Origin of the sequence: Psychrobacter sp. P2G3 (genome assembly GCF_001593285.1) — a bacterium.
Classification (GTDB): Bacteria; Pseudomonadota; Gammaproteobacteria; order Pseudomonadales; family Moraxellaceae; genus Psychrobacter.
In genome coordinates, this window is the sequence record NZ_CP012529.1 from 1,133,473 (window position 1) to 1,156,773 (window position 23,301).

Consider the following 23,301-nt stretch of genomic DNA (forward strand, 5'->3'; position numbering starts at 1 on the left):
TTTAATTCAATAATTTTAAATAGACAGTTTTTACCCAAAATTAAAGGCAATATCCTGCAATGACTACCACGATTTTTGATACTCACCGCTATAATTATCCGCAGAACTTTATGGAGATTAAGCCTAAGCTTACGCGTCTTGAAAAGGCGATAAAGAAGCTCGAGGCCAATCTAATCGACGCTGATGACGATGCAAATATCGAGCTGCTTAAGCAAAGATTGAATGGTGAATTAGAGTTAAAAGTAGACTATGCCAGTGAGCTAAATCCTGACCAATTGTTAGCAGCCACTACTATCGATGGCAAGGTATTGGTCATCGCAGGTGCTGGCTCTGGTAAGACCAAAACGTTGACTTATCGCACCAGCTATTTGTTAGAAAATGGGGTGACACCCAAAAGCATTTTGCTACTAACCTTTACTCGTAAAGCGGCGAATGAGATTAAGAGTCGCGCTAAGACGCTGCTAAATAATACTTTGTCTGATGATGAATTATCAGAAGATATACTACCAACTAGTAAAGCGTTAAATGATATCACCAGTGGAACCTTTCACTCATTCTGCAATATGCTATTGCGCCAGTATTCAGGGCTGCTTGGTATTAATCCGCGATTTACTATCTTGGATACAGGCGATAGCGAGGATGCGATCGATTTAATTCATAAAGAAAAAAAGTATCCTGCGCAAACCAAAAGCCAAGCCTTTCCTCGTAAAAAGACCTTGCAAAATATCATCTCCACCTCTAGAAATAGACGCATTCATATCCGCGATTTAATCGAAAGTAATTATCCTGATATCGCCGTACATATTCCCATTATCGAGCAATTAGCAATCGATTTTCATGAGTATAAGCGTGCCAATCATCTCTATGATTTTGATGACATCATTAGCCAAGTCGTGCGCCATTTAAAGACCAATGACACATTTAGACAATTACTACAAAACCAATATCGCTACATCATGGTCGATGAATATCAAGATACTAATATCCCGCAAAAGCAGCTGATAGATTTGATTTGCGAGCCTGAATCGGTATCGTTGATGGTGGTCGGGGATGACAACCAAAGTATTTATGCTTTTCGCGGCGCAAATTACGAAAATATTCTACTGTTCGGTGAGACCTATCCTGAGGCGAGTCTCATTAAGCTGGAGCAAAACTATCGCAGTACGCCTGCTGTTTTAAATTATATCAATGCCTTGTCCGCACAAATCACCTTGGGGTATCAAAAACAGCTCTATTCAAACGCTACTATAACGGGCGAAAAGCCGATATTTAGCCGCCTGAGTGATGAAACGAAAGAAGCTAAGTTTATTGCCGATAAGATTATCGAGTTAAAGCCAGATCAGGATTACAATGATTTTGCGGTACTGTGCCGTACGTCTTTTCAGTCCAATTATGTACAGTTAGAATTTATGGAGCGTCATATTCCATTTATCGTGGTAGGGGGTATTAAGTTCGTTGAGCGCCGTCATATCAAGGATGTGTTGGCCTTTATTAAAATTCTTTATAACCCCAATGATACGATTGCATGGCACCGAATTTTGACCTTGTTCCAAGGAGTTGGGGCAGTCACTGCGACGCGTTTGACTCAAGCAATTAATTCTGATAATAATTCTTTTGAGCCATTGCTGACGGCAAAGTTTGCCAAAAAAAGTGAGCAACTTGAGCTTTTGTATCATACTCTGACTAAGGCAAGTCAGGAAGAATCAGTCGAGACTATTATTGAGCGTATTTTAGAGTTTTATGTTCCTATTTTAAAGACGATTGAAGAGAACTGGCGTGAGCGTAGCGAGGACTTTCGCGTTCTCAAAAACTTGGCAACAGAGCATAGCAGTCTTGATAATTTCTTAGAAAATTTGGCATTAGATCCGCCCAATGACTCAGTGGCAACGACCAGTCAGCCTGAGGAAAACGATAAAGACAAAGTTACTATCTCGACCATTCATAGTGCCAAAGGGCTAGAGTGGCCAGTGGTGTTCGTCAATTCATTAGTCGATGGTATCACGCCGCATCATCGCTCTTTAGATGACTTTGAGGAATTAGAAGAGGAGCGAAAATTATTCTATGTTGCCTGTAGCCGTGCTAAGAGCAGACTGTATCTAACCGCGCCAGATTATTTTGCCAGTTATTCAGGGTATTTTGACAAGCCCTCACGATTTATCGCTGAGTTGTCTGCAGATGAAGTTGAGGTTAAGCGTTCTAGGAAGTCCTTAGAGATGCTGGCGAGTGATGATCCGGTGTGGTGGTGACCGTTAAGGTTATACAGCCACCATTTTTAGTATTTGAACTGAGCATTATATGCCTAAGCATCAGCTTCGATATCAATGGTTGGTTCTTTAACAGTAGTGACGACTCTAGATTCAACATATGAGCTACTATATAAAGAATCAGTAGCGATTGGATAAATCTCTAAACGCTTCAATTCTGCTAGTAAGTCTTGTATGACTTCATCTTTACGGGTTACAAAAGTGGAAGCAAAGCAGCGCCAGAATTTCCAGCCAGCACGTTCAAGAATACGCTGACGCTGCATATCACTATCCCATTTATCAGGCCCATGATATCTATCACCATCACATTCGATGGCGAGGCTATTGTCCTCTTCACCTTCGACAACCATATCGATTCGGTAGGCGCCAGCTTTAACCTGCGGAATAACTCGGTAGCCTCTCTCGGTGAGAAGATCAAAGACTTCTGTTTCAAAAGGCGACTCACACTTATCGCGCAAATCAACGACTTCTTCTTCATGTTGCATAAATGGTGCTTGAAAGTATTTGATGAGTTCTGCTCGATAATGATCAGCTTGGCTAAGCTCATCCAACTCAATACTGCGTACCAAATACATTCTATCGCGTGCTCTTGAAGCAGCGACATTCATCCGCTGGGCAAAAGTGTCTCTCGTTTGTGCATGGGCAGCTCCGGGTGCCACTACCAACGACAAAAACATGATATCGCGCTCTTTACCCTGAAAGGTTCTCGCATCACCGCAGGCAATATCAAAAGTGGTCATGAGAGTCTCATCCAATTCTTTATTGAGTATCTCCATAATACTATGCGCTTGCTTATTGCCTAATAATGAGACGACGCCGATGGTTTTACCTTTGTAAGCTGGGTCAGAAACGATGGTTTTGATTTCATCGACAATAAACCTGACTTCTGAAGGGTTGATATTAGAGCCTTCAATGCGATAGCCGTCGGTAACGTATACATCAATCAGTGGTGGATCTAAGCGCTCTGAAGGTTTGGCTTTACGTAACGGTATCAGCTCATGATTATAAAATTCACGTTTTGAGAACTCAATAATAGGCGCAACACTACGAAAGTGCTCTTTTAACATGACGCTGCTATCGGCAAAAACGACTTTGAATAAATCATATATTGAACGATCAGGTGACATCTGTGAGCGGTAAACAGGCACTTGATTGCTGAGATACTGTGCCATCAAATTACGAATTTTTTCGATATCGAGACCAACGCCTTCTGGTGACACTTGCTTATCGTCACCAACGATTAGAACTTTCTTCGCTCTCATGATGGCTGGTAACGCTGTTAAATCAGATTGGGACGCTTCGTCGATGATAACCAAGTCAAAACTACCAAACTCTGCTGGCAAGGATTCAGAAATACGATAATGCGGCATAATCCAACAAGGGATAGCCGCACTTGCTCCCGCAGAGGCTTCGCGCGCTTCTCGGCGATAATAATGTGCGCCTTTGCCTGTCCCTTTACCAATACGCATAATGGCAGAGCGGTATTTCTCTAAAGACGCCCTAACGTTTGGCGTCGCATTCTCAGCGACTTTTAGCCATGCTCTTTTGGTGATTGCTTCTTGATAGAGTCTTGCCAAATCTGACTCTAAGTGGCTACGAGTTTTGGTGAGATCAACCAACTCTTTGCGACCATCTATACTGTCTATAAAGCCCATCAATCGGCTAAGACGCCAAATCTGCTGCCAGTTATCAGGCAGCAAGTCATCAGATGACAGTGTATCAAATGACAACGTATCTTGAGAATTAAGACAAGGCTCATGGCGTAATTGATTTGCCCAGAGTAGTGCGCCACTGTCGTCGATAAGCTGAGTAACGGCAGTGACCGTCTGTAAGTCTGTTGCAAGATTATTTACTCGCTGTAGCTCATTGAGTAGCTCTTCCCACTCCGTACTTAAGGCCTCATCTGACAACGACAAATTACCGATTTTCTGATTTAAAAAGAGCGTTATTTGTTCACTAATGACGCCATTACAGTCAGCAAGCTTATTAAGTGAATTTTCTTTTAGCGTGAGACTTTCTGCTAAACCATGTCTCTTCAAATGTTGTTTAAGAATACCTTCAATTTTAACTAAAACATCCTTATTATAAGGTGCGGTAGAAATAATATCCCAGTCCAAGAAAATAGCATGTAACGCTTGTTTAATAATGTGTTGTAGGTTGTTGCTATCGACAATGTCTCTATATAAATGAACGGCTGAATTTAAATTAGACAAGTTATCAGGTGCTACATCGAATATTGGTAGGGGTAGGTCATTCGATAATGAATTCCAACGAATAATGAGCGCCTGAGATTTTTTTCTAAAGTCTATATAGCTAGATATATATTGCCAGTCTTCTACAGTTGAGGGTTGCGAAGAGACAATCGTGATAGCTTCAAGGATTTTCTTCTCAGCAGACTTACCAAAAGTCCCAGCGATACCAAATGGTTTCTTGCCTTCGGATAAGTTTTTGACCGCGTCAACAAGCTCTGGATTTTTATCAAAACCATCAGCCATCGTGATAGGTTTGGTTAAATAAATGGTTCTCTCATTAAAAAGCGACTTAATCTCATCGTTGAGTACAGTTAGATGAGCGATGATGTCTTGCTTAGTCTCATCAGCTAAGTGCTGCTGAATATGAGTCGTCCAATCCTGCCCAGCCACTGCAATCTTTTGAAGAAGATCAATTAAACGAGAGGTATTAGAAGCAGCATCGTGAGCCATGCTGATAGTGCTATCGTTTTCGTTTACTAAGCTTGGTAGCGCTCCTTGCTTTTCAGCTGCTTGCGACTCATTGAGATAACTCAAATCTTTGTGCAGTTGTTTTACGGTATTGATAGAAGGGAAGTCTGCAACAGCAGGTATTTCTTTATCAAGATAATCTAAATCGCTTCCGAGCTTTATTCTCATTTTTCTTAGTTCAGTCATATCGGCATGAGTAAATCGAGGCCTAAACGTCTCTTCTATGCCTAATGTATCTGAAAAGCTTTCGATAAGCTGCCTGTTTTGAGCAACCTCAGTCGCTGCATCTATGGGCTTGATGGTTTCGCTATCCATAACGATATCATCAAGATTTAAGCGCGCCCAAGCCGTAATCTTATTGTCAGTATGAGCCATTTGCGCATGAATGGTATCGATTTGATTATCAAGCATGACGATTTCTTTTTTGTAGGCATCTCGATTGATACTCGCAACTTCACTTGATATTTTTTTAATCGTATATTCGAACTGTTTTAAACCCTCATTTTCACTGGTCAGTAGACTAACCGCTAGCGGGCGAATGGATTCAGGCAGTTTTTCTTGCAGCACCTTTAATGCAGGATCTTTCATCGACGTGACTAACACGCGTTTACCCAGCGCTAAGTAATGACAAATAACGTTGGCAATGGTATGAGTTTTTCCTGTACCAGGAGGACCTTGAACGACAACGCCATCGTGGACATTTAGTTGCTGTACGATTTGTACTTGTTCGTCATTGAATGCTTTAGGAAAATATAGCTCAGCTGGCGTGCCTGTATAATTTTCACTGCCGCTGACCATAGATAAACCACGATAAGCAGGTAGTATGATTTCTTTATTTTCTGTAGCAGGTTCGGTCAACATTGCTATAAGCGCACTTGGTAAAGGAAGGTCATCGCTATTTTCAAGCTGAATGGCGAATTTATCTAAATCTTGCAAAAATATATTATTGCTTCTAGGACGCGCCATAATGACCCATGTATCAGTGACGATAAGGTAATTTTGCGCCTTAGGTATTTTTCGCTCATCTGCAATGGTATGGTCAGGCCAATAAACGCCGGAAGCATCAAGCAAGGTCACTGCTGATTTTAAAATAGGCTCATAGCTACTTGGCAAAAACGGATTTAGTAAAACATCCTCTGATTCATAAAATTGTTTACTATCTTTTAATAGATTGGCCAAACCTTGATTTTCATCCATGGAGAAAGGTTCAGTCTCAAGCGTAGAAGGAGAGGGATTAGGCTTTATAAGTAGAGCCATTGTCTTTTGATCTAAGACAATTTCTACAGATTGTGTTAGTAATGGATACTTGATTTGCTCGCTATTCTGTCCATTATCAGTATTTTTTCTTACAGCAACACCGACACCCCAAACCAGCTCAAGCGATTCATCAGCTAGGTTGCCTTGTAGCATTTGATTGAGCTTAAATAACTTTGCATATAAAGCAATACTTTGGCGTACAAGCTTCTCTTGCACTAGCCAAGGCTTCCAAATATTTTTGAGATAATCGTTAAATTCATTTTTTAAAGATTCTCTTTCAGGAAAATCTTTTAGATAAACTTCTTTTTCTGATAACTTTTCTTCTACTTCTAATGTCTTATCCTGATGGCTATCCTCGACTTCAAACGGGGTGAATACTTCTTCATAAGCGATAACACCATCATCTATTAAATTTTGTACATTGATTTTTTCTTTCAATAAAGGCTGATCGCTAAATTTGATTGGAAATGTTAACCAATGTGCTAATAGTGAGCTGTTGGGTTTAGGTGCTGAGTTTTCACGCAATCGCTCTAAATGAAGCCAAACGTCCTCGGAGGTATCGTCGGTGAGGTTCAGACTGATACCTGGCAAGCCTATCGTTTGTTCTTCAGTACAAGTGAAATCACTGTGTTTAGCAAAATCTTGAGTAGGCGTTTTTTTCATCAAAGCACACTGTTTAATGAATTCAGTTTGAGAGGCCAGTCTTTGTGCGTAAATACTCATTTATTAAATCTTCCAAATCATCAAAAATATTAGCGATTACTTCACTGAAAACACAAAGACCAAACTATAGCATAGAAATTAAAATCAAAATTTTATGTCCTAATGAGTGTGTCCATCGTTACTAATACTTGACAATATTTCAATAAACCCTATACTTTTTTCATAGGATATTTTAGTAGCTTTTGTTGGTAATCTATCAGTTTTGTTCTTAATATCGCAATGATGAGAATCCATTTTAAGCCCTCACAAACTGGTCGTCTCCACCAACTCAGTGTTGGCAGTGACATTTTAGCAACTACTTCCCTTTATCCAAATGCCTTTTTCTGGACAAGTAGCCTCAATCAAAGCTCCTTTAGTCACATACTAGTGTTCAGTCATAATTTCTTAGATGTCGACGCATGTTTATCTTTAATAAGCACACCTATCTGCTTAACCACGCTATCTGCAGATCGGATGCCTACTTGTCGGACAGGCGTCATTCAGGCAATTCGTTATCAGCACTCAGACGGCGCCATGCACTTTTACACCCTCGATATCGTCACCCCTAACTGGCAATTGACCCAGTCCATCCATACCCGCAGCTTTGTCAATCAATCTACCCTTGATATCCTCACCATTCTCCTTAGCGATTACGACTTCGACTGGCAGCTCTCAGAGCAGCTACTCTCATCAGAGCAACTAACCACTCAGCTTGCCATGCGCACCCAATCTGATGTCAGCGATTATGACTTTATTACCAACTTACTTGCTGATATTGGAGTCTCTACGTTGTGGGTATCAGGTGACTCAGTGGATGAGCTGGGCTATTGGTCTTTAGTCAGTGCGCTAGACGAGAATGAGTTATCACCACTTGACTATCGCTACGAGAAGTCCTCAGTACAGTCCGGTACAGACAGCGTCGATGAGCTACAAATGAGCGCCAAGCAATTAGGCACTCGAACAGTGGTGGTACGCGCAGATGGACTCGCTACTGATAGTATCTATGAAGGCGTGGCAGATGATGACTCGCCCTTAGCGTTTGATGACACTGCGGTACTACTTGGAGCGCCGTCTCGGGTGTATAGCGATGCGTCTGCCACCAGCTTAGCTGAGCAATGGGTACGTGCCAATGGTTGCAATAGAGAATACTATAGCGCCACAGGTGCCATGCGTGGCCTAAGCATCGGTAGCAGGGTTAGCATCAACAACCTACCTTCTATCGGCCATTTATCTACATACTGTACCAGCATGACCATCGTCGGTATCGAACCTAACAGTGATAGCGTCTCCTACCACAACCAAGTGCTGATAAAAGACTGGCTAGCGCGTACCGCAAAGCAAACAGCGCAAACAGCACTTAGCGCCATACCCGAGCACGGCTACGACATCGCTCGAGACACCGGCATCTGGGTAACCGCCACGCTATTAGACTCCGCTATTCCTTACTGTCCCTATCCAAGCCAGCAGTCCTTTGTCAGCAGTAGCTACAACGGTCTGACCCAAGCTCGTATAGGCGATACCAGTACTTCATCCTCGCCAAGTTACGACTCTAGTGTCACAGATGAGGGTCTACAACAAACCATCACCACCCCGGTCTGGGCAGGTATCAGCCCGCATGATGATGGAACGACACCACCGCTGCGTAGCCTGCAGTTGTCCTCAGGTGCAACTCACGGCTGGCAGTTTGCCCCAAGGCTTGGACAATCCGTCCTTTTAAACCACTGGTATGGTGATATCGACAGCCCCGTGATTAGTCGCGCTCTCTATGACGGTATCGGCATGGGCGATAGTGACGACAATGACATCACTACCCGTGACGCTGGATTATCCAACAGACATAACCTACAAGGGGGATCCTCGCCAAGATGGCATGGTGGCGGGATGGGTCACTCGCAAGTTAATGACGACGATAGTCACCAAGGCTGGCTATCCGGTATTGCTCAATACGGACTGACCTCTGATACCGAGGAAGTAATAAGAAAGGCGCAATTAGTTAACTAACTTCATAGTTTGAAAGTCTAATTCCGTATTAAATGTTCTTTTAATGACCATATTATTCCTACCAATTTACCTCTTATTAGATGCCTATAACCAAAAGTATCTGATAACGAAAAAATCCGTCAGATATGGGTTTATTAATTGTCAGGTTCGCGTTATTATCACCCCCTATTAAGCAAGACTCTACTACCTATCAGGAAAGGATATTCTATGCGCTATGAGGTTATTGTTATTGGTGCTGGTATGGTTGGCACATCGATTGCGTGGCATCTACAAAATAACGGTTCGCAGGTGTTGTTGTTAGATAAAAAACTACCAGGGTCAGAGACCTCATATGGTAATGCTGGCTTGATCCAGCGCGAAGCAATTCATACGCATCCTTTCCCACGCCAAATTACTGAAATGATTAGAGTATTACCCAACCAAGGGACTGATATTCGCTATCGTATACCAGCAATTTTGCGTTATCATCAAGCGTTATTGCAGTATTGGAAATACTCTGCACCCGCGACTGTTAAGCAGATCGAAGCAGAGTGGCAGACGCTGATTGCGCATTGTACCAGCGAGCATCAGACCATGATTACGGCGTCTGGCGCTGATGAACTTATCACCCGTGATGGTTGGTTACAGCTACATCGTTCTGAAGACACCTTTAAAGAGGCCATTGCTTCAGCCATCGCTGCGCGTGAGAAAGGGGTTGAGCATAACGTATTGAACGTTGAAGAATTAAAAGTGATGGAGCCTAGCGCTAATTTTGATGGTTTTGTCGGTGCGATTCATTGGTTGAATTCATGGCAAGTATCAAACCCAAGCGCCTTGGTAAAAGCATATGCAAAAAACTTCCAAGATATGCAGGGTACGATTAAAGAAAGCAATGTAAAAGAAATCGTCCAAGATGGTGAAGGCTGGAAAGTCATCACGGATAACGATACTTATTATAGTGATAAGTTAGTCATCGCTGCCGGACCTTGGTCTAATGATTTGATCAGACCACTTGGCTATAATTTGCCATTGTTCCCAATGCGCGGCTATCATCAGCACTTTAAAGTGACTGATAAAAATAATATCAATCACAGTATGTTTGATATGGATAAAGGCTTTGTCATGGGGCCAATGCAGCAAGGTATCCGTATTACCACTGGTGCTGAGATGACAACGATGGATGCGCCAAAGAATTTTGGACAGTTGAAGACAGTACTAAAATTTGCTAGAAAAATTCTACCATTAGAAGATGCGGTAGAGAGTGAAGCGTGGGCAGGATCACGTCCTTGTATGCCTGATATGAAGCCGGTCATTGGGCCTGCACATAAACATGAAAAACTATGGTTTGCATTTGGTCACAGTCATCAAGGCTTCACTCTAGGGCCTATGACGGGGCGTATCGTTGAAGAGCTGATACATAACAAACCTGTCGTGGTTGATGTTGAGCCGTTTAGCGCCCAGCGTTTTTCTAACTAAGCTATTGTTTCTTAACTGAGTCATCACTGATTCAAATATTTTAATAAATTAAGGATGAAATACGATGAAAAAGCTACATAGCAATCAACGTATGAGTAAAATTGTTGTCCATAACCAGACCGTTTATTTATGTGGTCAAGTGGGCAATGCGGAAGATGATATCAAAGCGCAAACACTGACTTGTTTAGAGAAAATACAAACACTGTTAGAAGAGGTGGGCAGTGATAAATCAAAGTTACTATCAGTGACGGTCTGGATAAAAGATATGTCAGACTTTGCCGCGATGAATGAAGTATGGGATAAATGGTTTGAAGGCATACAGCCACCAGCTCGTGCTTGTGGTGAGTCCGCATTGGCACGTCCTGAGCTATTGGTTGAGATGATAGCCATCGCAGCTGAATAATTGACTGGTTATGAAGTTTGTATAAAAAAAGGAGATGATAATAATATCGTCTCCTTTTTCTATGGGCTTTTATATGCCAATTTTTTATAAAATAATAGGGTTATCGAAGTAGTTTTAAAAAAAGCGAGCTCACTAAACTAATGTGTTTGCTCAGTTAATAGCCTAAGCATCTGCTCCAAAAAAGTACCGACTTGTTTATGTAGGTTTTCTCGATAGGCCCAGTGGTGACTCACCTCATAACTTGCTTCTTCAGGTAATAAGATTTTCATCAGTCCCATTCCCTCATAACGCTTTGCCAAATCGTTTGGTAAGTAACCCACGTGATGTCCTGCGAGAATCAGCTGCGCTGTTGCTTCCATATGGTAAGTGGTGGCACTTAACGTCTTAGGTCGAATATGGTTAATACTGTGCTCGGTAATATATCCTCTTTTAATCCATGGGTAGTTTTGTTCTAAAGACTTGAAAGTCAGACCCTCTGATTCATGAAATAATATATGCTCGCGTCCACAGCAGACTACTTGCTCTTCAATAAAGGCATGTTTAAAAGTTAATAAAGGCGGAAAACTGCCAAAATAGCCCACGCCAATATCACTTTCATTACTCAAAAGCTTGTCGAGCATACTCTCAGGGCTCTGCACATCGATAGAGAAATGTATCAATGGATTATCACGATAGCTAGCAGCGAGACACTGGCGTAAGGCGTCATAAAAAATCGTTGGCATCTGATCTATCAAACATAAGCGAATATGGCCACCACGAACAGAATCTAATTGACGAATATAATGCAATTGATGTTGGAAGCTGGCAACTGCCTCAGTAAAGCTCAAGCACGCCTCGTAGACGGCAATACCATCTTCTGTAAGCTTAAATCCAGCACGGCCACGATGACAGAGTTTCATCTCCAGTCTGTCTTCTAGATGTGCCAAGTGACCGCTAATAACAGAGGGGGTAACGTTTAACCGTGATTGAGCGGCCGTCACACCCTGACACTCTACGATAGCCATAAAGCTACGTAGGGTTTTTATGTCTATTTTTATAAGTTCATCGAGCATTTATATTCACGCTATATAAAAATTAAGTGTATAGGAATGGGAGTATTTTAAAGGTCAGGTAGTTTTAGAACACCTATTACATATTACTGATGCTCACTGCACATTAACGAATAAATGGTATTCTTATCAAATGTTTAGATTTCATCATCGTTTTTAAAAGTAATTTTATATTCACCAAACTTCTAATAATAACGGTTAAATCTTCTTTACTACGAAATTTTAGAAGTTTACTTCTGAATTTTACCATGGTCTACGCTGATATATTTAGGTATTGTCGAAGCATATAAAAAATTGCCTATTCTAAACAAACTGAAACAAGGATGTGATTTATGAAATTCAATCAACCACTAAGTGGCAATGATATGCCAAGATTTGGCGGCTTTGCTTCTATGATGCGCCTGCCGACTCAAGCTGATGCTGAAGGGCTGGATGTGGCTTTTGTTGGAGTGCCTTTAGACATTGGCGCATCAAACCGCAGCGGTGCAAGATTAGGTCCTAGACAAATTCGTGATGAATCACGCATGATTCGCCCTTATAATGTTGCCACTCGCGCTGCTCCTTTTGAATCTTTACAAGTCGCTGATATTGGTGATGTACCTATCAATACCTTTAACTTGCTAAAAAGCGTCGATATTATCGAAAAGTTCTATACAGAAAAAGTGGTGAATCATGGCGCTATTCCATTAACCTTGGGCGGCGATCATACGATTGCACTGCCTATTTTACGTGCGCTTGCCAAAAAACATGGCCCTGTCGGTATGGTGCATATCGATGCTCATGCTGATATCAATGATGATATGTTTGGCGAAAAAATTGCTCATGGTACACCGTTCCGCCGTGCTGTTGAGGAAAACTTAATCGATGGCAACCGTGTGGTACAGATTGGCTTGCGCGGTACTGGCTATAGTGCCGAAGAGTTCGACTGGTCAACCCAACAAGGCTTTCGTGTTGTGCCTGCTGAAGAATGCTGGTATAAGTCGCTGACGCCATTGATGGCAGAGGTGCGTGAAAAGTTAGGTGACGGTCCTGTTTATTTGAGTTTCGATATTGATGGTATTGATCCAGCATTTGCGCCTGGTACGGGCACTGCTGAAATTGGGGGCTTGACGTCAACTCAAGGTATCGAGATTATTCGTGGTATGCGTGGCCTTGACGTGGTTGGTGGGGATTTAGTAGAAGTGTCACCGCCATATGACCCGTTTGGTAACACCTCTGTGCTAGCAGCGAACTTGTTATTCGAAATGTTATGTATCTTGCCAGGCGTACGTTATGACGACAAAGTCAAAGCAGTCTACTAATCGCAACTCAAGATATAGATAATAAATCACCCTTTATGAGAATAAAGGGGATTTTTGCTATGCCGCTGAACGAATTATTTAACTGCTATTGAACTTTTTTAGGATGATCTACTCATGACGCAATCAACGCAAGCGCCTTCTTCATTGCCAATCACTTCGCCTCTGACCTGCGGTGAGCTACTGGTGCAATGGCTAGAGTATTATGGAGTTGAGACCGTATTTGGTATTCCAGGTGTACACACGGTAGAGTTATATCGTGGTCTGCCTAATACTAATATTCGCCACGTGACACCGCGTCACGAGCAAGGTGCAGGTTTTATGGCCGACGGCTATTACCGTGCCTCTGGTAAAGTCGGGGTGTGCTTTATTATTACCGGCCCTGGTATGACCAACATCATGACTGCTATGGCGCAAGCGTTAGCAGATTCTATACCGATGCTAGTGATATCTAGTGTCAATAAAGTTAAAGATACGGGTAGCGGTGAAGGGCACTTGCATGAATTGCACGACCAACAAGGCATGGTTAGCAAGGTTGCGCTCATGAGTAAAACTATCTGGCAACCTGAGTCATTACCTAAGGTCATCGCTGAAGCTTTTGCGTTATTTAATGGGGCGCGTCCAGGACCGGTCCATATCCAGCTGCCTATCGATGTGATTACCGCAGATGCTAGTCATGTCGCTAAGCCATCTGATTTAACACCTTATTTAAATGGCTCTGCAAAAAGCCAAGCTGATTCTCAAGGTTTAACACGACCACAAGTCATGAGACCGCTGCCTAATCCTGCACAATTGGATTTGATTGTTGAGCAGTTAAAAAGTGCAAAAAATCCAGTTGTATTGTACGGTGGCGGCTGCGTTGATGTTGATCATGAGGCGCAAAAATTGGCAGAGCTTATCGATGCACCGACATTTTTGACCATTAATGCCAAAGGTTTATTGCCACCTGGTCATCCTTTGAGTTTGGGTAGCAATCAGTCATTAGACGCCGGTCGCGCCGTTATTAGCGAGGCGGACTTGGTATTGGCGATTGGTACTGAGCTTGGTGAGACCGATTACGATGTGTTCTTTAATGGCGAGTTCCAAATAAACGGCACACTCATTCGTATTGACTGCGATGCCCAGCAGTTGCAGCGTCCTTTTAGAGCGGATATCGCCGTATTATCTGATGCGCAAATGGCTATTAGCGGTCTTTGTACGCGTTTAGAAAGTCATCAGCTTAATCATCAAGCAGCGTCACGAGTAGCTGAGGCAAAGCAGGCGTTAATAGAAGCTATGACGCCAGACTTTGCTGGACAAAATGCACTGCTTCAACTAATTAGAGATGAAGTAAAAGACGTCATCTTCGTTGGTGATTCGACCCAACCGGTCTATAGTGGCAATCTTGGCTTTGAGGCGCTGGCGACCCGTAAGTGGTTTAACTCATCGACTGGATTTGGCACTTTAGGTTATGGTTTGCCTGCCGCAATTGGCGCAATGATTGGCTCGAAGCTGCCGGTTGTGAGTCTAATCGGTGATGGGGGTATTCAGTTTACCATTGCAGAACTTATCTGCGCGGCCGAGCTTGAGCTACCATTGATTGTCTTACTATGGAACAACCAAGGTTACGGTGAGATTCGCCGCTATATGGAAGAAGGCGGTTTGCCATTGATTGGGGTGAATATTAAGACACCTAACTTTGAGCCGCTAGCAGCAGGGTTTGGTGCTGGTTATCGTAGAATTACAGACAAACAGCAACTGCTAGACGCATTGCAAGAAGACATCAAAGGTAAACAACCTGTCATTTATGAGATTGATGAGGCTGATGATTTTCTTTTTGAAATGGGTAAGACCTTCACCTGCTTTAGTTAATGAGCTGATGCTAGTTATGCAAAAGTCTGGTCGCTCAAGGAAGAACGTCTATGGTGTTAAATTCTAATCGCTCGTCTAGTAAGTTGTCTGAGCTGTTAGATGGCTTATTAGCTGATTTGACGGCTGTTATTGGGGCGACTAATGTACTGACCAAGCCCAGCCAGCAGCAAGCCTATGTGTACGGAGCGATTAAGTCTGTTGCTTCTACTACAGTAGCAGTAGTGACACCAGATTCTTTAATCGCACTATGGCGTGTCATCAACCTTTGCGCGGCGGCAGATGTCATTATTATTGCTCAAGCTGCCAATACCGGACTGACTGGAGGATCAACGCCATACGGTGAGTATGATCGGCCTGTGGTAGTGATTTCGATGCAGTCGCTCAGTGGTATTTATCTACTCAATGATGCGACGGAGGTTATTGCCTTACCAGCTGCGACCCTGCAACAACTGGAGTCTAATCTTGCACCGTTAGGGCGTGAACCACATTCAGTATTAGGCTCTAGCTGTGTTGGTGCTTCGGTCATCGGCGGTATTTGTAATAGTTCTGGTGGGATGTTGGTGCAGCGTGGCCCTGCTTATACTGAGATGGCACTGTTTGCCAGACGCAATGCCTTAGGTGAGTTTGAGTTAATCAATCACTTAGGAGTTGATTTAGGCACGCATCCAGAAGAGATGCTTAATAATTTACAAGCTGGCACGTTCGATAAAGATTTGGCTAGGCCTAATAAAGCATGCGCAAACCATCAGTATCAAACCAAAGTACGCGATTGCGAGGCTAAGACGCCAGCTAGATTCAATAATGATCCTAATGGATTATATGAAGCGTCAGGTTCAGCAGGTAAAGTAATTGTATTTGCTGTAAGAGTAGCGACTTATCCTAAACCTAAGCAAGAGCAAGCGTTTTATATCTCGACCGATGATGCTGATACCTTGACCACGCTGAGACAGCATTGGCTTAAAAGTGAATTACATCTGCCTATTTTGGCAGAATATATGCATAAAGATTACAATGACATCACGCTACGCTACGGCCGTGATACTTGTTTGAGTATGCGCAAGCTGCCTGCTAGTAAGATAGGAGCGTTGTATCGACTACAAGCAAAGATTGGTTATTATCTGGATAAATGGAGATTACCAAAAACTTTGCCAGATCGCGTGCTACAGATAGCATCTACCTTTATGCCAGCATCATTACCGAAAGTTTTAGCCGAGCAAGCAGTATCATACCGTTATCATTTAGTTATAAAAGTAGCGAATGTTTGTGCAAGTGACAGTCATATCGCATCTGCTCAAGAATTTTTGCAGTCTCATATGCAGCAGCATCAAGGTGTACTACATACATGCACAGAAGAAGAAGCACAGGCATTATTAGTATTTCGCAGTGCGGCAACGGCTGCTATGTTTCGTTATCACAATCTAAATCATAGTGAATTTGGCGAGCTAGTATCTACAGATATCGCCTTGCCAAGGAACGCTGTAGATTGGGATGAATCGCTACCTCTTAACTTGCAAAGACAAGTAAGCAAAACCTTTTATTTGGGACATTTTTTTTGTTATGTCATGCATCAAGACTACTTACTAAATCCTACTATTGACTCAAAAACGTTCAAGGATGAATTGTTGGCATTTTATGACCAGCGTCATATTGAATATCCCGCTGAACACAATGTGGGTCATGTTTATACCGCTAAGTCTGAATTACATTCGTTTTATAAAAAACTAGACCCGACTAATTCGCTAAATCCGGGAATTGGTCAGACAGCGAAATGGAAAAATTGGCGATTGTCGCCCATCATGGAGGAATTAAATGACGGTTAATATAAATAAGTCGCAGCAGCCTGTTCTAGGCAATAATGCTGTCGATCCAAAAACGCCGCAAGGAGAGCAATGGCGCGCGTCATTGTGGAAATTTTTATTATTTTCAGCGCTTGGTATTGCGCTATTTATCATTCCATTTCAATGGGATGGTAAAGTTACCATTTTACTTGGCGTATTAACCGATGCTTTGCAAGCTATTTTAGGTGGTTACGTCGCTTATATTACACTGGCGATAGTTACGACCTCTTTTATCGGGGCACTGGCAGTAAAAGTGTTGCGACCTGACTTGCATGCAGACTCTTTATTAAGAAAACTATTCGATGTCGATTGGTTTTGGCTCGCTGCACGTTTTTTAGGCGCCTTGTTCATTTGGATGATTTTTTTACAGATTGGCCCTGAGTTTATTATCAACCGTAATACTGGCGGTGTTATTTTTGAAGATCTTATCCCAATTCTGATTCCTTTGTTTTTCTTTGCCATCTTGTCCTTACCATTTTTGACTGATTTTGGCTTGATGGAGTTTTTGGGAACGTTAGCCAGTAAAGTATTTATCAAACTATTTAAACTCCCAGGACGCTCGGCAGTAGATGCCATGTCCTCTTGGTTTGGTGCAGCTTCCATTGGCCTACTAGTCACCATGCAAGAGTACGATAAAAGTTATTATAGCCAGCGTGAAGCGGCGATTATTGCTACGACCTTTTCGGTAACTTCAATTGCTTTTACTTACGTCGTTGCCAAGACTATTGGCGTAGACAACAATTTTGTTTTCTTTTATCTGACCATCGCTCTGACGGGTTTTATAGCTGCTATTATTATGCCGCGTATACCACCGTTGTCATTGAAGCCTGATACTTACCATTCTGGCAAATGTATGTTAGATGAAGAAATTCCTGCTCAATATAGTATGCCGCAGTGGGCGTTGAATCGTGCTGTGACTCGCGCGCATTCTATGCCAAGCTTGGGTAGCGTGTTTAAGCATAGCGTCAAGAATTTATTTGATATTTATCTTGGACTCATTCCGGTTATTTTCGCTATCGGTACCATTGGTCTTGGCTTAGCAGAGTACACGCCTGTGTTTAAATGGTTGTCTGCACCGTTAGTGCCAGTCCTTGAATTGTTACAGATTCCAGAGGCTGCCGAAGCTGCACCAGCGATGATCATGGGCTTTGCTGATATGTATCTACCAGCGTTGGTCGGTAAGAGTATTGAAAGTGAGATGACGCGCTTTATCGTCGGTGCTGCATCTATTACCCAGATTATTTATATGTCTGAAGTTGGTGCACTAATTTTGAAGTCAAATATTAAGCTCAACGTTTTAGAGCTGTTTATGATATTCATCATTCGCACACTTATTAGCTTAGTGGTTATCACGTCAGTAGCACATTTGCTGTATTAGCAGTCTACTTATAGCATCAATAAAGCCGATTTGATTTAAAGTCAGGTCGGCTTTTTGTTTTCTGCTCTTTGTTAAGCCCTCATATAATCGGTCCTGAAAAAATAAGTGCAAACACTATAACGCGCTACTGGGATAAATCTTTCTTGCTTGCTGTGCCTACGCAGACAGAGGCTGCGCAAAATTTACCCCAGTAGCGCTGTATTTATTTTCTAGTAGATCGACTATACAAAAGTACTATTAAGAAACATTACTAAATCGCCAACCGCGAAAACTTATCTTGATATTCTTTCGGTGTCAGCTCGGTGGCGCGCTTAAACAAACGTGTGAATGACGAGATATCCTCGTAGCCGACTTGCTCGGCCAGCGATTTTATCGTCACATCTCCTGATTCTAATAGACGCTTTGCTTGTTCAATTCTAACCGCTTGAATATACTCAATCGGACGCATCGCGACGCAGGATTGAAAACGTCTATTTAAAGTGCGTGGAGTGATATTGACCATGGCAGCCAAACGGCTGATTTGGATAGGTTGCTTAAAGTTTTCCTCGATAAACTCTTGTACTTGCTTAACCAGCTGGTCTGAATGCGGCTTATGCAAAGTCACATTGGTATAGCTATTTTGATTACCCCGTTTACTATCAATAATCTGGGTTTTCGCCACTTGGGTAGAAATCTCGCGCCCACAAAATCGCTCTATCAATAATAATCCCAAGTCATAAAACGCGCTACCGCCCGCTGCACAAAATATATCGCCCGATTGGTGTGCTAAATCACTTTCCGACTGGTTTTTTGATTGAATCTTTGATTGAGTGACAAACTGGTTCTCTTGCAAATCAACCAGTGGAAAATCTGCCTTAAACTTACTGGCATAGCCCCAATGGGTTGTCGCTACTTTGCCATCGAGCAAGCCCGCCTTTGCTAAAAAGAAAGCCCCGCTACAGTTGCTGGCAATATCTGCTTTGGTATTTGCCAGTCGCTGCAAATGCGGAATTAACTCACTGTTTTGACTCAATACTTTATCGATTGAATCACCAATCGTTGGAATCAATAGCAGGTCGCACTCAGTTACGTCTTGAATATCGCAATGCGCTTGCATGATTAAGCGATTGCTACATCTGATATCCGCACCACCTAGGCTTGCAATCTGCACATTAAACTTTGGCTCTACCACCTCGTCCAAAAAACGTTGCCAACTGACCCCAGTAAACGAAAACAAATCTAGCGCCCCAGCTAGCACGCTGCCGAGCACACCATCGAAACCAACAATGATGACTTTAAAAGGTTTGGAGTAGGGCAAAATTCAGCTTCCTTTTAAATGTATGCGTAATTTGAAATTCCTTAACCATAGATTAATAAAATGTCCTATTTGACCATAATTATGTCATAAATGACAATACGGCAAGACGTTAAATTAGATTAATATCAATTGATAACCAAATTTAATGAGTTAACGAGACTACTATGGCAGCAGATACGCTTATCAACGACTTTGAATTACCGTTCCAATTATATGATGTACTGGGCACTGAAACGCTAACCGAGCATTCAAAATTTGCAGAGCACAGCCGCGAAACCTTCGATGCAGTATTAGACACCGCCAATAAAATCGCGACCCAGTTGTTCTTGCCACACAACCATTTAGCAGATAAAAACGAGCCGCAGTTTGACGGCAAAAAAGTCAGTATGATAGACGATGTAAAAGTTGCCTTTGATGCGTTTCGTGAGTCAGGCTTTATCGCGGGTCGTTATAGCTTTGACGATGGCGGGATGCAATTACCCGAAACCGTGATGACGGCGGTGGCAGGCTATTTTATGGCAGCCAATCCATCGACCACTGCTTATCCATTTTTAACCACTGCCGCGATTAATGTTATCTCACATTTCGCTAGTGATGAGATTAAAAATGCCTTTATGCCGCGCATGCTAACGGGTGAGTTTACAGGAACGATGGCATTAACTGAGCCACATGCAGGTTCGTCGCTTGCTGATATCAAAACCACGGCAGTAAAGCAGGACGACGGCAGCTATCGTGTCAAAGGTAGCAAAATTTATATCTCAGCAGGCGATCACGAACTGTCTGATAACATCGTGCATTTGGTATTGGCCAAAGTGCCGGGCGGTCCTGGTGGTGTAAAAGGCATTTCTTTATTCGCTGTACCCAAGTATCGCTTAAATGAAGATGCATCGGTCGGTGAGCGCAATGACGTTCATTTAACCGGACTAATCCATAAACTCGGTTATCGAGGCGCGACTTCTACGGCGTTAAGTTTCGGTGATGCAGGCGAGTGCTATGGCTACCTTATCGGTGAAGAGCATTTTGGTCTGCGTTATATGTTTAAAATGATGAATGAGGCGCGCATCGCTGTTGGCTTTGGCGCGGCAATGATTGGCTATCGCGGTTATCAGTATTCGCTCGATTATGCTAAAGATAGAACTCAGGGCAGAATTGCACCGAAGAATAAACCTGAAGATGCGGCAACGGCGATTATTCAGCATGGTGATGTCAAGCGTATGCTCCTTGCGCAAAAAGCTTATAGCGAGGGCGGTATTTCACTGTGCTTGTATGGCTCAAACCTAATCGACCGTATCAATACTTGTGAAGATGATACGCTAAAAAATGAGCTGACAGAGTTGCTAGATTTACTCACGCCAGTGTTAAAAGCATGGCCGTCTGAATATGGGCCGAAAGCCAATGACTTGGGTATTCAAGTATTGGGCGGAGCAGGATATACGCGTGAATATCAAGCCGAGCAGTTTTGGCGTGACAACCGTCTCAATCCCATTCATGAAGGCACAAATGGCGTGCAAGCGTTAGATTTGTCATTTCGTAAGTTATGGCAAAATAAAGGGCTTGGTATTCAAGTTCTAAAACGTGAAATTACCAAAGACTTAGAAAGCATCAGCACGCCCGAGACTGCCAAACTTGCCGGTAAATTGATGCCTTATATGGGTCATCTGCATGAAGTGTTGGTGCATTTAAGCAAAATTCTGCAAACAGAAAAAGCCATCACATTGACTGGTAATGCACAAGCATTGATGAATATCTTTGCCTCTATCGTGGTCAGTTGGATTTGGATTCGCCAAGCCAGCAAAGCTGAGCAATTATTAAGTGAGACCATGGACAGTAATTCACAAGATACGGAAAAACAAAACTTCTATCACGGTAAACTGCAAGCAGCAAAATATTTTATCGATTGGGAATTGCCCTTAATCAATCGTGATATCGAGCTGTTAAATAACGACAATGCTGTATGTACCGATATGCAAGCAGAATGGTTCTAACCAATGAGAAGTTAGTCGCATCGTGTTGAAAAAACTTGCACCATATAAAATAAAACTCTTTTAAAGGAATAAAGTATGACGTTAAACACAAATGGAGTTGCATCAGACGTAACTGGTAAACGCATTTTAATCACTGGCGGGGCGTCTGGTATTGGAGCCGCAAGTGCGTTATTGCTAGCCAGTCGCGGGGCCAAAGTAGTGATTGGCGATTTGGCAGAAGAGATGGGCGCAGCCGTTGCTAAGCAAGCACAAGACGCTGGCAATAGTATCGTCTTTAAAAAGGTCGATGTCACCAGCGGTGATGATGTACGTGCGCTATTTGCTTTTGCCATGGAGACGCTTGGTGGTCTTGATGTGGTAATAAATAATGCCGGCATCGATCACAATCCAGCACCCATGCATGAGCTGAGCGATGAAGATTTCGATCGTAATATCGCCGTCAACCTAAAAGGCGTTTGGCATTGTATGAGGGCCGCTGTTACTTGTATGGCACCCGATGGTGGCGGTCATGTGATTAATGTGGCCTCTATCGCAGGCCTGCGTTCTGCGCCGCTATTATCAGCTTATAGCGCTGCTAAGCATGGGGTAATGGGATTGACTAAATCTGCTGCTCACGAGTATGCGCGCGTTAATATTCGTTTTAACGCGGTATGTCCGAGCTTTATCGATACGCCGATGGTGCGTAATACCATGGCAAACATGGACGAGCGTGCCCAACAAGCAACCATCAAAGCCAGCCCAATGCGCCGTTTAGGTGACGTCGATGAAGTGTCTGGTGCGATTGCATGGCTGGCTAGTGATGAAAGCAGCTTTATGAATGGCCATGCTTTTACCATTGATGGTGGCATGTTAGCTTAATGGTTTTATACCAATCCCAAAAATATGATTAGCGGTGTCAAACTCGCTTAGTCTACTAATTGTAGTATTTGCACTCGTCTTCCTTGCTGCTCAAATTTTTGGAGATGGTATTGAGTTTCGCAGAGATGATAAAAATTTAAAAATAATATATTTAAAATATAAGGAATAATGATGAAAGATTTATTTGATTTAACCGGTAAGATTGCTTTAGTTACTGGTGCCAGCCGCGGTATTGGTGAGTCTATCGCTCGTCTATTGGCATCTAGAGGCGCACATGTGATTGTCTCTAGCCGTAAGATTGATGCTTGCCAAGCGGTAGCCGATAGCATCGTCGCTGATGGTCACAAAGCCAGTGCCTTTGCCTGTCATGTGGGCGAGATGGAGCAGATTGATGCGATCTTTGAGCATATCAAAAGCGAATTTGGTCAAATTGATATCTTAGTGAATAACGCCGCAGCAAACCCTTACTATGGGCATATCTTAGATACAGATTTGGCAGCTTTTGATAAAACCGTAGAGGTCAATATTCGCGGTTATTTCTTTATGTCGACAGCGGCGGGAAAAATGATGCGCGAGCAGGGCGGCGGGGTGATTTTAAATACTGCGTCGGTTAATGGCTTGGTCGCGGGTGACAAGCAAGGCATCTATTCAATCACCAAAGCTGCAGTTATTAGCATGACCAAAGCCTTTGCCAAAGAATGTGGCCCATTAAACATTCGTGTCAATGCATTATTGCCGGGTCTGACCGATACTAAGTTTGCCTCAGCATTGACCACCAATGATAAAGTTTTAAAGATGGCACTACATGCGATTCCACTAGGGCGCGTAGCTGACCCTGACGAGATGGCAGGTACGGTATTGTACCTAGTGTCTGATGCGTCAAGCTATACGACAGGCGCGACGGTCGTTGTCGATGGCGGTATGCTTGCTTAGTAATGAATGATT

General features: G+C 42.8%; 14 protein-coding genes. 11 read left to right on the forward strand and 3 right to left on the reverse strand.

Going from position 1 to position 23,301, the window contains the following annotated elements; translation table 11 throughout:
* Positions 1 to 59: 59 nt before the first annotated feature.
* Positions 60 to 2,246 carry a UvrD-helicase domain-containing protein gene (locus tag AK823_RS04805; RefSeq protein ID WP_068326765.1) on the forward strand — a complete coding sequence of 729 codons (2,187 nt, stop codon included), beginning with the start codon at positions 60 to 62 and terminating at the stop codon, positions 2,244 to 2,246.
* Positions 2,247 to 2,299: 53 nt separating this feature from the next.
* Here the strand turns inward: AK823_RS04805 and AK823_RS04810 are convergent, their stop codons facing one another.
* The gene (locus AK823_RS04810; RefSeq protein WP_068326768.1) at positions 2,300 to 6,964 is read right to left on the reverse strand and encodes an AAA domain-containing protein; all 4,665 of its coding nucleotides are present in this window, start codon (positions 6,962 to 6,964) and stop codon (positions 2,300 to 2,302) included.
* A gap of 222 nt (positions 6,965 to 7,186) precedes the next feature.
* Here AK823_RS04810 and AK823_RS04815 point away from each other — a divergent pair, with 222 nt between their 5' ends.
* The 3 genes from AK823_RS04815 (at position 7,187) to AK823_RS04825 (ending at position 10,802) form a co-directional block, all read left to right on the forward strand.
* Complete coding sequence (locus tag AK823_RS04815) at positions 7,187 to 8,944, forward strand: contractile injection system protein, VgrG/Pvc8 family (RefSeq protein ID WP_228138916.1); 1,758 nt, start codon at positions 7,187 to 7,189, stop codon at positions 8,942 to 8,944.
* Between the two features lie 207 nt (positions 8,945 to 9,151).
* The gene (locus AK823_RS04820; protein ID WP_068326775.1) at positions 9,152 to 10,399 is read left to right on the forward strand and encodes an FAD-dependent oxidoreductase; all 1,248 of its coding nucleotides are present in this window, start codon (positions 9,152 to 9,154) and stop codon (positions 10,397 to 10,399) included.
* 64 nt (positions 10,400 to 10,463) lie between these two features.
* Positions 10,464 to 10,802, forward strand: a complete 339-nt coding sequence (locus AK823_RS04825; protein ID WP_068035018.1) for a RidA family protein — start codon at positions 10,464 to 10,466, stop codon at positions 10,800 to 10,802.
* Between the two features lie 137 nt (positions 10,803 to 10,939).
* On the opposite strand, the gene AK823_RS04830 is transcribed toward AK823_RS04825, so the two are convergent.
* A complete protein-coding gene (locus tag AK823_RS04830) occupies positions 10,940 to 11,854 on the reverse strand; it encodes a LysR family transcriptional regulator (protein ID WP_068326778.1) in 915 nt (304 codons plus the stop codon).
* 329 nt (positions 11,855 to 12,183) lie between these two features.
* Between AK823_RS04830 and speB the strand changes: the two genes are divergently transcribed.
* From speB to AK823_RS04850, 4 genes are all read left to right on the forward strand, one after another.
* Positions 12,184 to 13,152, forward strand: a complete 969-nt coding sequence (gene speB, locus AK823_RS04835) for an agmatinase (RefSeq protein ID WP_068035022.1) — start codon at positions 12,184 to 12,186, stop codon at positions 13,150 to 13,152.
* Between the two features lie 114 nt (positions 13,153 to 13,266).
* On the forward strand, positions 13,267 to 15,000 hold the full coding sequence (locus tag AK823_RS04840; RefSeq protein ID WP_068326781.1) for a 5-guanidino-2-oxopentanoate decarboxylase: 1,734 nt from the start codon (positions 13,267 to 13,269) through the stop codon (positions 14,998 to 15,000).
* Between the two features lie 50 nt (positions 15,001 to 15,050).
* Positions 15,051 to 16,820 (forward strand): D-lactate dehydrogenase, encoded by a 1,770-nt coding sequence (gene dld, locus AK823_RS04845; protein WP_068326784.1) that lies wholly within the window; start codon positions 15,051 to 15,053, stop codon positions 16,818 to 16,820.
* A complete protein-coding gene (locus AK823_RS04850) occupies positions 16,810 to 18,216 on the forward strand; it encodes a YjiH family protein (RefSeq protein WP_068326787.1) in 1,407 nt (468 codons plus the stop codon). Before dld ends, AK823_RS04850 begins: the two co-directional genes overlap by 11 nt.
* A gap of 250 nt (positions 18,217 to 18,466) precedes the next feature.
* Here the strand turns inward: AK823_RS04850 and AK823_RS04855 are convergent, their stop codons facing one another.
* Complete coding sequence (locus tag AK823_RS04855; RefSeq protein ID WP_068326790.1) at positions 18,467 to 19,513, reverse strand: helix-turn-helix domain-containing protein; 1,047 nt, start codon at positions 19,511 to 19,513, stop codon at positions 18,467 to 18,469.
* Between the two features lie 164 nt (positions 19,514 to 19,677).
* On the opposite strand from AK823_RS04855, the gene AK823_RS04860 reads away from it, so the two are divergent.
* The 3 genes from AK823_RS04860 to AK823_RS04870 all read left to right on the forward strand — a co-directional run bounded on the left by AK823_RS04860 (position 19,678) and on the right by AK823_RS04870 (position 23,289).
* On the forward strand, positions 19,678 to 21,498 hold the full coding sequence (locus tag AK823_RS04860; protein WP_068326792.1) for an acyl-CoA dehydrogenase: 1,821 nt from the start codon (positions 19,678 to 19,680) through the stop codon (positions 21,496 to 21,498).
* A gap of 75 nt (positions 21,499 to 21,573) precedes the next feature.
* Positions 21,574 to 22,356, forward strand: coding sequence for an SDR family NAD(P)-dependent oxidoreductase (locus tag AK823_RS04865; RefSeq protein WP_068326796.1), 783 nt, complete (start codon positions 21,574 to 21,576; stop codon positions 22,354 to 22,356).
* A gap of 168 nt (positions 22,357 to 22,524) precedes the next feature.
* A complete protein-coding gene (locus AK823_RS04870; protein ID WP_228138917.1) occupies positions 22,525 to 23,289 on the forward strand; it encodes an SDR family oxidoreductase in 765 nt (254 codons plus the stop codon).
* Positions 23,290 to 23,301 lie beyond the last annotated feature (12 nt).

Bases quoted from the DNA above. Each gene is read 5' to 3' on its own strand.
- AK823_RS04805 (WP_068326765.1), top strand. From the start codon at position 60: ATGACTACCACGATTTTTGATACTCACCGCTATAATTATCCGCAGAAC.
- AK823_RS04810 (WP_068326768.1), bottom strand. From the start codon at position 6,964: ATGAGTATTTACGCACAAAGACTGGCCTCTCAAACTGAATTCATTAAA.
- AK823_RS04815 (WP_228138916.1), top strand. From the start codon at position 7,187: ATGAGAATCCATTTTAAGCCCTCACAAACTGGTCGTCTCCACCAACTC.
- AK823_RS04820 (WP_068326775.1), top strand. From the start codon at position 9,152: ATGCGCTATGAGGTTATTGTTATTGGTGCTGGTATGGTTGGCACATCG.
- AK823_RS04825 (WP_068035018.1), top strand. From the start codon at position 10,464: ATGAAAAAGCTACATAGCAATCAACGTATGAGTAAAATTGTTGTCCAT.
- AK823_RS04830 (WP_068326778.1), bottom strand. From the start codon at position 11,854: ATGCTCGATGAACTTATAAAAATAGACATAAAAACCCTACGTAGCTTT.
- speB (WP_068035022.1), top strand. From the start codon at position 12,184: ATGAAATTCAATCAACCACTAAGTGGCAATGATATGCCAAGATTTGGC.
- AK823_RS04840 (WP_068326781.1), top strand. From the start codon at position 13,267: ATGACGCAATCAACGCAAGCGCCTTCTTCATTGCCAATCACTTCGCCT.
- dld (WP_068326784.1), top strand. From the start codon at position 15,051: ATGGTGTTAAATTCTAATCGCTCGTCTAGTAAGTTGTCTGAGCTGTTA.
- AK823_RS04850 (WP_068326787.1), top strand. From the start codon at position 16,810: ATGACGGTTAATATAAATAAGTCGCAGCAGCCTGTTCTAGGCAATAAT.
- AK823_RS04860 (WP_068326792.1), top strand. From the start codon at position 19,678: ATGGCAGCAGATACGCTTATCAACGACTTTGAATTACCGTTCCAATTA.
- AK823_RS04865 (WP_068326796.1), top strand. From the start codon at position 21,574: ATGACGTTAAACACAAATGGAGTTGCATCAGACGTAACTGGTAAACGC.
- AK823_RS04870 (WP_228138917.1), top strand. From the start codon at position 22,525: ATGATGAAAGATTTATTTGATTTAACCGGTAAGATTGCTTTAGTTACT.